This is a genomic window from Boseongicola sp. (genome assembly GCF_057460485.1).
Map to the genome: position 1 here is coordinate 1 of NZ_JBVCWP010000090.1, position 13,651 is coordinate 13,651.

Sequence of the window (13,651 nt, forward strand, 5' to 3'; positions counted from 1 at the left end):
GGATGACCCCTCGATAGATGTGCTGCGTCGTGACCTCGGCCGGTGCCACCCCGCGCAAATAAAAGAGCGCGAAGCCAAAGGGCGGGGTCAGGAACGATGTCTGAAGGTTGACTGCGATCATGATCGTCACCCATTTCGGATCGAAGGTACCGCCATAAATAACTGGACCGACGATGGGCACGACGATGTAGATGATTTCGAGGAAGTCGAGCACGAAGCCAAGGACAAACAACACCAACATCACCATCAGGAAGACCCTGATCTCGTTGTCGAAGCTTCTGAGGAATTGCTGGATGTAATGCTCGCCACCAAAGGAGATCACCACAAGGTTCAAAAGTTGCGAGCCGATCAGGATGGTGAAGACCATCGAAGTCACTTTTGCGGTTTCGCGCACAACGGGGCTTAGAACGCCCGAGCGGAACAGGGTCCAGCAACCAAACAACAGGCCAAACAGCGCATAAAGATAGGCGCCCTTGGCCACGATAAAGGCCACCCAATTTTCAAAGCCAACCACGGATTGGGTGATGCGAAGGTCAAAATTCACACCGACAAGGATCATGATGATCACAGCGAAGGTCGACATGATGATGATTTTGCCTGACTTTCCTTCATCGCGCAGCTTGCGGTAAGCGGCCAGCATAATCGCTCCACCTGCCCCAAGGGCGGCCGCTGGTGTCGGATTGGTAATACCGCCAAGGATCGAGCCAAGCACCGCCACGATCAGAATAAGTGGCGGGAAAACAACGCGTAAAAGTTCGTTTTGCGTCAAAAGCTCGAAGCCATAACGGCAAGCCCAGAACGCCACGATCAGTGGCAGCGCCAGCATGACCACGGTCAGACCCGGAGAGGAGATCGGCGAGATAAAGAGCGCATCTACTAAGAGCCCGAGGACCAACGCTCCAAGACCGATCCAAAGAGGACGCGGGTCTGATGACGGAGAGATTCCGCGTGCTGTCGTCAGGATCAGCGCCAGCAACACAAGACCGATCGCGATGCCTGTTCCAATTGGAGCGGCGTCTTCGATGTTAATTGCAAGCTGCTCAACGCGCTGCTCATCGGTAAGCTGAACTGCTTGCACCACACCGCCCGCCGCATCGATGGCCTGTTGTTCGGAGATGGCAGCGTCCCAGGTTTCCTGCCCGTGCAGGTCAATCATCGAAGCCTGGCATTCAGGCGTCACGTTGGTTCTGAGGCTCGCTGTTTGGCCTGCTTGCGAGAAGCTGTCGACGGCCACGTTCTGATTGCCGATGATCCCTGCCGATGACAACAGGATCAAACCGCCGATCAAGGCCGCTGGCACGCCAAGAAACCACGTCAGGCTTTCGCCGCGCGTGATGACTTCGCTGTTGGTGGTGCCAAGCTCAACCGCAGGTGCTTTCGATGGGTTCAGCAGCGCAAATCCGAAGGCGTAAAGCGCGTAGAGAACGGCTAACATGATTCCCGGCAAAAGGGCCGCCTGAAAGAGTGTGCCAACCGAAACAACGGCAGGCTCGCCAAGGTAAGTGAGTGCGTCCGAGCATCCCGCCAGCTGCGCGCGTTCTTCTTGCGCCGCAGAATAGAGGTCCCCGGCCAAGGTGCCCAGAAGCACAATCACAATGGACGGCGGAATGATTTGCCCAAGCGTTCCGGACGCCGCGATAACCCCTGTCGCCAGTTCCGGCGAGTAGTTATTGCGAAGCATCGTCGGCAAGGCCAGAAGGCCCATCGTCACCACGGTCGCACCGACGATCCCGGTCGAGGCTGCAAGGAATGCGCCCACAACAACAATGGATACTGCCAAGCCGCCCGGAAGGGGGCCGAAGACACGCGCCATTGTCAAAAGAAGATCGTTGGCGATCTTTGATCGCTCAAGCGTGATGCCCATCAAAACGAACATCAAAACCGCAAGAAGCGTTTCAATGGATTGCCCCGCCAGCACGCGTTCGTTCATTCGGTTCACAACGAAGGATAGGTTGCGGTCCAGAGCGACTTCCCAGCCTTGCGGGAACACAGGCTCGCCTATGCGTTCTAGGTCCGGGTATCGGAAGACGGATATCGCATCGGTTCTTACACCTTCAGCAATCAGATCTGCGTAGTCCGACGATCCCGTATCGATAGCCTGATGGATAAGCAGGCCGGCGCTGTCGAGACCCGCGATGATCCCGAACGAAATGATCGCAGAGCCACCGATAGCGAAGGCCACTGGGAAGCCCGATAGAATGCCGCCGAAGAGGCAAAGAAACACGATCAGAAGGCCGATCTCGACGCCGTCTAGTCCAAGAAACATCTATCGGCCCCTTAATGAATATTCGCGGCAAGTTCGGCGTCTTCATCGCCAAGCTCGTCTTTGTCGAGGTATTTGCCTTCGCTTGCTTCGCCTTCTTTCCACTCAAGATACGAGCGGTAGAAAAACGCGATGGCTTGCAGGAACACGAGGCCAGCATAGGCGAGCAAAAGCACCTTAAAGAGAAAGTATCCGTTGAAGCCGTTTGGGCTAAAGCCGATGGTCTCGACGTTCCAGCGCAAGGCGCGCGACTTTTGCAAAAGACGCTCAAGCGAGTCCGAAGCCGACGGGTTTGGCACGACGAGATGGCGCCACAGGAAGTACCAACCGTACATCCATGTGATGATTGCCACGGGCATCATAAAGAACAGCGAGCCAAACATGTCGATGGCACGTTTGGTGCGGAACTTTACGGCGGAATAAACTAGGTCAACGCGGACATGGCCGCCTTGCACGAAGGTATAAGTCACGCAAAGAGTGACGACCAAGGCATTGTAAAACTTAAGCTCTTCAGCCCACCAGCTGACGTCGAAGGTCAGGGCTTTGCCAAAGCCGATCGATATCTCAGAGGCCGCGAACACGCGCTGCATGAATATGATGATGATCTGTTGCAGCACCATCAAAAGCCCGGCCCACGCAAAGATACGCCCCACCCCGTTGGCGATGCCTTCCATGATGCGCACGGCGCCCCACATCAGGTGGTTTTTCCACATGCCGATACCGGTAAAAACCAGGAAGGCGGTGAAAATGACAAAGAAAAACTCGACAGAGCCCCCGTAATAAATGAAACGCATGAGCGCTTCTTTATCGGACCAGTCCAACCATAATCCGGGATGGGTCAATGCGTATGAAAAGTTGTAGAACGCCAGTGCGATATTCTGGAAAAACCAGATGATACCTTCGACCACGGCACCGTCCCCCGGTTCGTTATTATTGAAGGTAGGAAAGTAGATCAGAGGGCCCAATGCAAGGGCCCTCCAATGTCACTTGTCAGCGACTAGCCAAGAATGCGGTCACGCTGGGTGCGATACACACCCTCGGACCGTGTCAGCCAACCCGACGACGACTTCATCGAAGTCATTGCGCTGTCGTGGATTTTCTTGAACAGCTCGTCGCCCATGTTCTCATCGATAACGGCGCGGGACGCGACACCCATCGCATCCCAAACCGAGTCCGGGAATTCGCGCACTGTTACGCCGCCGGACTGGAGACGCTGAAGTGCTGCACCATTGTTGGAGAGGAACTGTGCAAGGTTCCACTGGTGCGATTCACCCGCAGCGATCTCGATGATCTTCTGGTGCGCTGGTGACAGGCTGTCGAAGACATCGCGGTTCGTTGCAAGCGACAGACCCGCGCCCGGCTCGTGGAAACCAGCGGTATAGTAGATCTTTGTGATCTCCTGGAAACCGGCTTTTTCGTCAGCCCATGGGCCGATCCACTCAGTGCCGTCGATGGCGCCAGAAGCAAGGGCCTGGTACACTTCAGCACCCGGAAGGTTCTGAACAGACGCACCCATTTTACCAAGAGCTGCGCCGCCAAGACCTGGCATGCGGAACTTAAGACCCTGGAAGTCTTCTGGACTGGTGATCTCTTTGGAGAACCAACCGCCCGCCTGTGCGCCAGTGTTGCCAGAGAGGAACGACTTCAGACCGAAGATCGAACCAAGCTCGTCGTGGAGTTCCATGCCGCCATCGTGGTAATACCAGTTTACCAGTTCCTGTGCGGTCATGCCGAACGGAACAGCAGTGAAGAAAGCATAGCCAGGATGCTGGTTGACGAAGTAGTAATCTGCACCATGATACATATCGGCCTGACCAGAGGTCACAGCGTCAAAGACTTCAAACGCACCGACGAGTTCGCCAGCAGCTTTCAAGTCAACTGTGAGCATGCCGTCAGACATGGCAGTGATCGAGTCAGCAGTGCGCTGTGCCGCATCGTGCACACCAGCAAGGCCGCGGCCCCATGTGGTGACAAGTGTCAGTGTGCGCTTGCCCTGTGCGTATGCCGGAGCGGCAAGGGCTGTTGTCGCAGCGGCGGCAGTGCCGCCGAGAGCCGTGTTCTTTAGAAATGAACGACGATCCATGTGGTTATCTCCTCCCATGAGAAATAGTCCACCCAGCGGGCAGACGGAACTTTACAGTATCATCGACATTAGACCTGCCTCTTTGAAAGTAAAATACCCAGTTCCGGTGATATTTTGACCAAGTTGGACGATTAGCGGTCGGTTTGAGGACAAACCGCCACCGTTTTTGGCTTGTCGCAAGAAGAGATTCGCAATTATTCTCGATCGCGCGGACAGCGATCGGAGCGACTTACGGCAATGCCTCGCCCGGTGATGAAGACGCCAAACGCGAAGTGATGCAGACGCTGGCCGCGATGATCTATGGTCAAGACGGCCATTTCTTTGTGGTCGACTATGACGGGCGGAACCTTGTGGTGCCGCGCCAGACGCAGCCGATCAACCAAAACTGGATCGGGCTTCGTGACATCAACGATGTGTCGATCACCTCGGAGTTCATTCGCCAGGCACGCTGGGGCGGCGAGTATCACAGCCATCTGTGGTTCAAACCGACGACCGGTGAACAGGCCGAGATGGGTACCGATGTGATCGGCCTTCAGAATTGGCAGTGGGCGCTTGGGACCGGCATCTTCATTGTTGATATCCGCGCGACGGTCGCCACTCGCGTGCGGGTGTTGAGCAGCGTATCAAGCGCACCTTTATCTATATTGGCGCGATTACCGCGGCAGCATTGATGCTTGTTTTCGTCGCCGGGCTTTTGGTGAACACGCGAGCAGACGGTGCTTTTACAATTGGCGCAGGGCAAGTCGAACCGCGAACTGGCCGAGAAACTGAATATTTCGATCCGCACGGTCGAGACACACCGCAAGAAAATCAAACGCAAGCTTGGGATCAGCTCGACAGCCGGGTTAACGCGATACGCAATGGAGCACGGAGTTCTGCAGGGGACCGGACAGCGTTAGGGGAGTGTTTCCGCTTCCGACACCTTGAGTTGCGCATTCACTTCAGCATCAAGAAGCGCGCCCAGAAGCACGATGAAGGCCGACAGCCAAAGCCATGTCAGCAGAATGATGACGCCACCAAGACTGCCGAAGGTTTGGTTGTAGTTGCCGAAATTCGCCACATAAATGGTGAACCCGATGGTCCCAAGGAACCAAAAGAGGCTTGAAACCACCGTCCCGGGCGTCAGCCATCGCCAATGTGCAGACCCGCGCGCGGGGCCCCAACGATACAGGATCGACACTCCCGCGATCACCACGACGGCAACGAGGATCCAACGTGAGGCTATAAGAATCTGTTCTGTGCCGACATCCACAGGAATGAACGCCAGAGCCGTTGGCAGGCCAACAAGGAGAAGCGCAAGCGTGACCGCGCCAAACAGAAGCGTTGCTGTCAATAAGATGACGGTAACCCAGAACAGAACGAACCCCCTGCTCTCTTTTTCTTTGAACGCGATGTTCAGGCCGTAGATCAGACTTGTGGTGGCGCGCGTCGATAAGTAGATCGAAAAACCGACACCCAGGAAAAGCGCAAGCGAAAGACCCCTGTCAGACGAGCCCGCGACTTTGTTGGCTTGGTTCAATAGAATGAGTGCTGCCTCATCTGGCAGGAATTGCGTGAACGATTGAAGCTGGACGACAACGGCTTCGGCCTCGGTGAAAAGCCCGGCAAGGGCGGTCAGGGCAGCGATTGCCGGAAAGACTGCGAGAAGGGCATAAAAGGCGACACCCGCTGCAACCAACCCAAGTTGATCCTGGCCAATCCGCCGCGCGACGTGCCATATCACTGCCCCCCAGCCTCTTAGGGACATCCCAGTTATCCGGGCTCTAGGGGCTTTTGTTGGAGTGGTATCTGACATGAGACTGAGAATAGCTTATGGAGCGCGCACGGAAAGCGACAATGCTACGGCACCGTATGAAATCGCGAATAGTTTCGTTGAAGCCCTCTCAAACGCAAGAAATGCAAATTTGACGGTTGACGCGCTTTGGACCGCTGCCTAGGGTCGCGTTCACTGAGATTAGGAGAACGGGCAATGTCCCCGATTGTAGTCCTCGTAGGAAAATGGCGCATGGGCCGGTAACGGACACCATATTGGTATCCCATGCGCCTCCGAAAATCGGGGGCTTTTTTTTGCGCGACGGATGGAGAATGGCGCGATGAGCAAGACGCAGATGACTGGTGCAAGAATGGTAGTGCAGGCCTTGAAGGATCAGGGCGTTGAGGTGGTCTTTGGCTACCCAGGCGGTGCTGTGCTTCCGATTTATGACGAAATTTTCCAGCAAAACCAGATCCGTCATGTTCTTGCGCGCCATGAACAAGGGGCGGTTCATGCCGCCGAGGGCTATGCGCGCTCAACTGGCAAGCCGGGGGTTTGTCTGGTGACGTCGGGGCCTGGCGCGACGAACGCAGTCACGGGTCTGACGGATGCGTTGATGGACTCAATTCCGATCGTTGTTCTGACAGGTCAGGTGCCGACATTTATGATCGGCAACGACGCCTTTCAGGAAGCGGACACCGTGGGCATCACGCGCCCCTGCACCAAGCACAACTGGCTGGTAAGAGAGACGGACAAATTGGCGGACACTATTCATCAGGCGTTTCACGTTGCGATGAAGGGGCGTCCTGGGCCAGTTTTGGTGGACATCCCGAAGGATGTGCAGTTTGCAAACGGCACCTATGTGGCACCAAAATCCGCAAAAGTGTCCCATTATCAGCCACAGGTTAAGGGCGATATCGAGACGATCACTGCTTTGGTGGAATTGATGGAAACCGCGAAACGACCATTATTTTACACAGGCGGCGGCGTGATCAATTCGGGACCTGCTGCCAGCACTTTGTTGCGCGAGTTGGTGGAAGCGACCGGGTTTCCGATCACATCGACCCTGATGGGGCTGGGCGCCTACCCTGCAAGCGGTGACAAATGGCTCGGGATGCTGGGCATGCATGGGCTGTATGAAGCGAACCTTGCGATGCATGACTGCGATCTGATGATCAACATCGGCGCGCGGTTTGACGACCGGATCACCGGTCGGGTTCAGGATTTTTCACCGGGGTCCATAAAGGCCCATGTGGATATTGATCCGTCGTCAATCAACAAGATCATCCGAGTGGAGCTGCCGATCATTGGCGACGTAGGCCATGTTCTCGAAGATATGTTAAGACTTTGGAAATCGCGCGGCCGAAAAACCGATAACGCCTCTGTGAAACGGTGGTGGCGCCAGATCGAAGAATGGCGCGCGGTCGATTGTCTGGCGTTCAAGCAAGAAGGTCCTGTGATCAAGCCGCAATATGCTTTGGCGCGGCTGGAGGCTTTGACCAAGGATCATCCGTCTCGTTATATCTGCACCGAAGTCGGCCAGCACCAGATGTGGGCAGCGCAATACCTGAACTTTGATGACCCGAACCGTTGGATGACATCCGGTGGCCTTGGTACGATGGGATACGGTTTTCCGGCCTCAATCGGTGTGCAGATGGCGCACCCCGATGCTTTGGTGATCAACGTGGCCGGCGAAGCTTCGTGGTTGATGAACATGCAGGAGATGGGCACCGCCATGCAATATCGCCTGCCGGTGAAGCAGTTCATTTTGAACAACGAGCGACTTGGCATGGTGCGTCAGTGGCAAGAGTTGCTGCATGGTGAGCGCTATTCCGAGAGCTGGTCCGAGTCCCTGCCTGACTTTGTGAAGTTGGCGGAAGCTTTTGGTGCAAAGGGAATTTTGTGTTCGGATCCAACAGAGTTGGACGACGCGATCATGGAAATGCTGAACCACGAAGGTCCGGTGATTTTTGACTGTTTGGTTGCAAAACACGAGAACTGCTATCCGATGATCCCGTCGGGTGAACCGCACAATAAGATGCTTCTCGGCGATGCATCGACGAAAGATGCCATCGGCACCAAGGGCGCGGTGATGGTGTGAGGGGCCCTGCCCTTCGCGACGATCACCACGAGGTTTTTTGGAAAGGATGAAGAGAGACCATGTCTCCACTTAAAATCAAAAAAGGGTCTTCAAGTCATTCGGCCTATGACCTTCGCGACCCGCACGCTGAAGAAATTGAGCGTCACACGCTTGCAGTTGTCGTCGACAACGAAGCGGGCGTTCTGGCGCGCGTGGTCGGGTTGTTTTCTGGACGTGGCTACAACATCGAAAGTCTCACAGTTGCCGAGATCGACCACACAGGGCATCGCAGCCGGATCACAATTGTGACAACCGGTACACCGTCGGTGATCGAACAAATCAAGGCTCAGCTGGGGCGGATTGTCCCGGTTCATGAGGTGCATGACCTGACCGTTGAAGGGCCAAGCGTCGAGCGCGAATTGGGTTTGTTCAAGGTTGCCGGCACCGGTGACAAGCGCGTTGAGGCGCTGCGTTTAGCGGATATATTCAGAGTAAATGTCGTTGATTCCACACTGGAGAGCTTCGTGTTTGAGATAACCGGAACGCCGGAAAAGATTGATGCTTTTGCGGAACTGATGCGCCCATTGGGATTGCTCGAAGTCGCGCGGACCGGCGTTGCAGCTTTGTCGCGCGGCGACGCTTCCAAGTAGGGGTCCCGCTTTTCTAACAGGCTTTGTGCGCGCGCGACGGTTTCTCTGTCGCGCGTTTGCGTTATATGAATGGACATGCTTAACGGAGCTTTGCCATGACCTTTCGCCCAGTAAAATCGACTTCGACAGCGCAGCCAACTATTGAGGGTGCGGGCGTTCATTTGCACCGCGTTTTTGGTTTCGGCGACCCCGATGAAAGCGATCCATTTTTGTTGCTGGATGATTTCCGCAACGATGATCCGGCCCTTTATAGCAAGGGATTTCCCTGGCATCCGCACCGGGGGATCGAGACGATTACCTATGTGCTGGAAGGAAAAGTTGAGCATGGTGATAGCCTTGGCAATCGCGGGCTTCTTCGGCGTGGATCCGTGCAGTGGATGACGGCTGGGTCCGGGATTTTACACCAAGAGATGCCGAAGGGTGACGTTTCGGGGCGAATGCACGGATTTCAGCTTTGGGCGAATTTGCCCGGTGCGGTGAAGATGACTGAACCACGCTATCAGGATATCCAAGGCTCAGATGTCCCTGAGATAATTGACGATGACGGAACGCGGGTGAAGATCATTATTGGAAAGTTCTGGGGAAAGACGGGCCCGGTTGACGGCATTGCGGCCGAGCCGATGTTTGTGGATGTCTCGGTGCCTCCAAATACGCGAAAAGTTTTGCCGGTGGATGCGTATTCCAATGCGTTTGCGTACGTTTTTGCAGGCTCGGGAAGCTTTAGGGACGCCTCGCAACCTATTGGAGTAAGAGTGGAAAAAGAGTTTCGTGGTGAGGAATTGAACATCCGAGACATGTCAGGGAACCGGACCTTGGTGCGGTTTGATACGGGCGACGAGATCAGCGTCACCACAGCGAACGAAGGCATCCGGTTCTTGCTGATTTCGGGGCGGCCTTTGCAGGAGCCGGTGGCGTGGCATGGGCCTATTGTGATGAACACCCAGGCAGAGCTGATGCAGGCGATCAAAGAGCTTAACAATGGGACCTTCATTAAGTCTCGGCATTGATCCAGGCGCGCAGTTGTTTTTCGGTCGGCCGAAGTGATTGGCTATAAGCGTCTGTTATTTTGTGAGTTAACGTCGTTTTTTCGATGTCGGTGCTACGCGGTGTAACGTCGGCATTTCATTCGTGCGGGCGTTCGCAGGCTCGACGATCCGTTCGCTTTCGCAGCTCTGAATGAGCGATCCATGGACCCAGCGCCCTTTGGGCTCGTGAAATTTACGCCGTCTGTTCAGCTTCTTTTATGCTTGCCGATTTCTTATATCAAAGTGCGGACGCGTCGCCTTGGAAACGGAGTAATCGCGGGAAAACACCTATGTAAGTAGCTATTATCGCGTTCAAGCGACAGGTCGGGTGAAGGCCGGGCCCTCCAAGCATGACTGAAGTCAAGCAATGTCCGACCCCTCGCAAGGTTTCTGATGACGGTAGACGCGCACGCTTAGGCCTGCACGGCGTCCAGCGCAGCCTTAACCTTTGCAACAGCGCCGTCCACATCGGCCAGTTTATCCAGGCCGAACAGCCCAAGACGGAAGGTCCTAAAATCATCGGGTTCGCCAACCTGAAGCGGCACGCCAGCAGCAATTTGCATGCCTTGCGCGGCGAATTTCGAGCCGTTCTGAATATCAGGATCATCGGTGTAGGACACAACAACGCCGGGCGCCTCATAACCGGAGGCCGCAACGCTTTGGATGCCCGCCTCAGACAAGAGCGCGCGGACTTTCGATCCAAGTTCAAGTTGTTGGGCTTTGACCGTGTCGAACCCGATCTGCTTGGTTTCAAGCATCGTGTCGCGGAATTTGACCAATGCATCGGTCGGCATGGTTGCGTGATACGCATGGCCCCCACCTTCATAGGCCTGCATGATCTGGTACCATTTCCCAAGATCGCAAGCGAAACTGGTGCTTTGCGTGTCGACCATTCGTGCGATTGCATGATCGCTGAGCATGACGAGACCGGCGGCGGGAGAGGCGCTCCAGCCTTTTTGCGGCGCCGAGATCAACACATCTACGCCTGTGGCCTCCATGTCGACCCAGATTGTGCCGGAGGCGATACAATCGAGAACGAAAAGCCCGCCGTAAGAATGGACCGCGTCCGCCACGGCGCGAATATAGGAATCGGGCAAAATGATCCCGGCGGACGTTTCGACGTGAGGGGCAAACACGACATCAGGTTTTTCTTCAAGAATAGTGCGAGTGACGTCTTCAATGGGCGCAGGCGCGAAAGGCGCCTGATGATGATTGCCGGTGCGGCGCGCATTCATAACGGTGGTGCTTGTCGGAATGTTTCCAGTGTCGAATATTTGCGTCCAGCGGTAGGAAAACCAACCATTTCTGATAACCAGCGCTTTGCGGCCAGTGGCGAACTGCCGCGCGACAGCTTCCATTCCGTAGGTTCCGCCACCGGGGATAATGGCGACGCCTTTCGCGGCGTAAACCTCTTTCAGCATTGATGAAATATCGTTCATCACCGCCTGAAACGCCTTTGACATATGATTAAGCGACCGATCCGTAAAAACGACCGAAAACTCCATCAAGCCGTGCGGGTCAATTTCGGAATTCTGTGTCATGGCGTGCCTCCCTGCAAGTCCGTGTCACAATGGGATAGCGCGCCAGCGCGCCTCTGGGAAGACGCGAATGCGAAGGTTATTTCAAGAAAAAACTACCCGAAAGACGCGCGAATGAACTGACCGGTCATTTTGGTGCGGACCCGACGGTTGCGCCCGCGGGTGGGTTGCAGCGTGAGGATGATGCGCTCGAGAATTGGAACGAGCGAATGTTCAGACCCTTCCGCGAGAGGAACAGTCTGCGTGCCGGCTTTCATTCGCACGCGCAATTGCCCAGGCTTGCTAGGCTCTTTCGAGCGCACAATGAAGACGCTTTCAATGTCGTCCACCTTCAGTATGGTGCGCACACAAAAACGGTCTTTGGCGTTCAGAGTGCCGATGCGAATTTCGCTCCGTGCGCTATCCACCTGAAATTTCATGCGAAAACCTCGGTCTGCATAGCGGTGCAAACCAAACCCGACGGCAAGGAAAGCCAGAAGCATCGCGGCCTGCACGACCGCAACGCCGCTTGAATGGCTTTGGATGCCTGGCAAAAACAACACGATACCGGCAGCCGGAATCATCATCATTCCCACAAGCTTGATCGCAAGTTCCGACAGAATACTTTGGTCGTTTTTGCGTTTCTTCTTTTCGGAGACGTTAAATCCCCAGTGCGACTCCCAGACGCGTAGTTTTGATGACGCAGTCCGCGCAGTATTGGCATTCCAGAAGTCTTCAGCAAGTGCGTTCATATTCCGGAACTCCAGTACTAATCGTTCGCCACCTTGTGCAAATGGACACCCTAACTTGGCAACAATCGGGCAAAACGAGGCAATTATTAAGGAAGTGTAAAGAAAAACGCTCGCCGCCTGGCTGTAGAAGCTTACCTTTGGGTAACTTAGACCCTGGCAACCGCGTGGCTTAGCGCATTGGCAGGACGCGATTCTTGTTTGACGATAAAGAAGAAGGGGCCCCGAAGGACCCCCAGTTTCGCTTGTCAGGCTCAATCTATATTTACCGCTCGTTTTTTGCCTGCGGCCTGACCCGCGTCAAGGGCGAGCGCACCCGCCCCTTGTACAATGAAACGCTTTTGCGTTCCGTCGGGTGGATCTCGCGGATTGCATCGCAATCCGCAGGTCCCAGCCCGTTTAAAGTGAGGCTATCGCCGCCCCACCATATTCCGTCAGCTACACCCAGACGTTCCGCCGCAGGTATTGCACTTCATGCAGGTGCCGTTGCGCACCAATGTGTAGTTGCCGCAATCGCCGCAAGGATCGCCCTCATAGCCCTGCATTTTGGCCTTGGAGCGCGGGTCCATCGACACGGTTCCCAAGCTCAGTGCGGTTTCGGCTTTCACGTTAGGCACAAGCGTTTCAAGCGTTGCGACCGCGTCACCAGCGGAGTTAAGTGCCGTGGCCCCTGCTCCGCCCTTCACGACCATCAGGCCCTGAGGCGCGCGATTTCTGAGGTAACCGGTGGAGACGACCTTGCGCAGAACATCGACCGGATCCTCGCCGCGTGAACCGTTTACTTCCTCAAAGTTGCGCTTGCCCTCCTCTTCGCCGCGACCAAGGTCGTCAAAGCTGACGCCCTGCGGTTTGACGTGGGCAAGATCGGTGCGGTCGAGGTAGCTGACGGCAAGTTCGCGGAAGATGTAGTCAAGGATCGACGTAGCGTTCTTGATGCTATCATTGCCTTGCACCATCCCGGCTGGCTCAAACTTTGTGAACGTGAAGGCATCAACGAATTCGTCAAGCGGCACACCGTACTGAAGGCCGACCGAGACCGCTATGGCGAAGTTGTTCATCATCGCACGGAAGCCAGCGCCTTCTTTGTGCATATCGATGAAAATCTCACCGATTTTGCCGTCCTGGTACTCGCCAGTCCGCAGGTAGACTTTGTGACCGCCCACTACCGCCTTTTGGGTGTAGCCCCGGCGACGCTCGGGCAACCGCTCGCGACCACGAGCGATTTCTTTGACGATGATCTTTTCGACCATTTTCTCGGCCAGAACGACGGCTTTTTCCTGGGTCGAGCCTGTCTCGAAGATTTCAGCGGCTTCGTCGTCGTCCTCGACAAGGGCGGCGGCAAGTGGCTGGGACAGTTTAGAGCCGTCGCGGTAAAGCGCGTTGGCTTTGATGCCAAGGGACCAAGACAGTTCGTAGGCGGCTTTGCAGTCCTCTATCGAGGCGTCGTTCGGCATGTTGATCGTCTTCGAGATCGCACCGGAGATGAACGACTGGGCGGCGGCCATCATTGTGATGTGGCTATCGACCTTAA

At 55.5% G+C, this 13,651-nt stretch carries 11 protein-coding genes and 1 pseudogene; 5 read left to right on the forward strand and 7 right to left on the reverse strand.

The genetic code is table 11. The features are described 5' to 3' along the window. The 3 genes from AC221Y_RS11865 to AC221Y_RS11875 all read right to left on the reverse strand — a co-directional run. Window positions 1-2,266 (reverse strand): TRAP transporter large permease (locus AC221Y_RS11865; RefSeq protein ID WP_486707380.1); only part of this gene is annotated, 2,266 nt, incomplete at its 3' end. A gap of 11 nt (window positions 2,267-2,277) precedes the next feature. Further along, window positions 2,278-3,171 (reverse strand): TRAP transporter small permease subunit, encoded by an 894-nt coding sequence (locus AC221Y_RS11870; protein ID WP_486707387.1) that lies wholly within the window; start codon window positions 3,169-3,171, stop codon window positions 2,278-2,280. 89 nt (window positions 3,172-3,260) lie between these two features. Beyond that, complete coding sequence (locus AC221Y_RS11875) at window positions 3,261-4,346, reverse strand: TRAP transporter substrate-binding protein (protein WP_299755915.1); 1,086 nt, start codon at window positions 4,344-4,346, stop codon at window positions 3,261-3,263. A gap of 143 nt (window positions 4,347-4,489) precedes the next feature. On the opposite strand from AC221Y_RS11875, the gene AC221Y_RS11880 reads away from it, so the two are divergent. Then, entirely contained in the window at window positions 4,490-5,017 is a 528-nt protein-coding gene (locus tag AC221Y_RS11880) for a cache domain-containing protein (protein WP_299755912.1), read from the forward strand. A 33-nt stretch (window positions 5,018-5,050) separates the two neighbouring features. Then, window positions 5,051-5,245: pseudogene (locus AC221Y_RS11885) on the forward strand (response regulator transcription factor); the annotation flags it as partial. Here the strand turns inward: AC221Y_RS11885 and AC221Y_RS11890 are convergent. Continuing rightward, window positions 5,242-6,093, reverse strand: a complete 852-nt coding sequence (locus AC221Y_RS11890; protein ID WP_486707381.1) for a YihY/virulence factor BrkB family protein — start codon at window positions 6,091-6,093, stop codon at window positions 5,242-5,244. The pseudogene AC221Y_RS11885 and the gene AC221Y_RS11890 overlap by 4 nt on opposite strands. A 346-nt stretch (window positions 6,094-6,439) precedes the next feature. On the opposite strand from AC221Y_RS11890, the gene AC221Y_RS11895 reads away from it, so the two are divergent. The 3 genes from AC221Y_RS11895 (at window position 6,440) to AC221Y_RS11905 (ending at window position 9,836) form a co-directional block, all read left to right on the forward strand. Continuing rightward, window positions 6,440-8,200 (forward strand): acetolactate synthase 3 large subunit, encoded by a 1,761-nt coding sequence (locus AC221Y_RS11895; RefSeq protein WP_486707382.1) that lies wholly within the window; start codon window positions 6,440-6,442, stop codon window positions 8,198-8,200. Window positions 8,201-8,259: 59 nt separating this feature from the next. Beyond that, window positions 8,260-8,829 (forward strand): acetolactate synthase small subunit, encoded by a 570-nt coding sequence (ilvN, locus tag AC221Y_RS11900; protein ID WP_299753116.1) that lies wholly within the window; start codon window positions 8,260-8,262, stop codon window positions 8,827-8,829. A 95-nt stretch (window positions 8,830-8,924) separates the two neighbouring features. Next, entirely contained in the window at window positions 8,925-9,836 is a 912-nt protein-coding gene (locus AC221Y_RS11905) for a pirin family protein (RefSeq protein ID WP_486707383.1), read from the forward strand. Window positions 9,837-10,267: 431 nt separating this feature from the next. Here AC221Y_RS11905 and AC221Y_RS11910 read toward each other — a convergent pair whose 3' ends face one another. The 3 genes from AC221Y_RS11910 to AC221Y_RS11920 form a co-directional block, all read right to left on the reverse strand. Then, a complete protein-coding gene (locus tag AC221Y_RS11910) occupies window positions 10,268-11,395 on the reverse strand; it encodes an aminotransferase class V-fold PLP-dependent enzyme (RefSeq protein WP_486707384.1) in 1,128 nt (375 codons plus the stop codon). 92 nt (window positions 11,396-11,487) lie between these two features. Then, window positions 11,488-12,123, reverse strand: coding sequence for a hypothetical protein (locus tag AC221Y_RS11915; protein WP_486707385.1), 636 nt, complete (start codon window positions 12,121-12,123; stop codon window positions 11,488-11,490). Between the two features lie 431 nt (window positions 12,124-12,554). Next, on the reverse strand, window positions 12,555-13,651 hold a 1,097-nt coding region (locus tag AC221Y_RS11920), incomplete at its 5' end, for a TSCPD domain-containing protein (protein ID WP_486707386.1).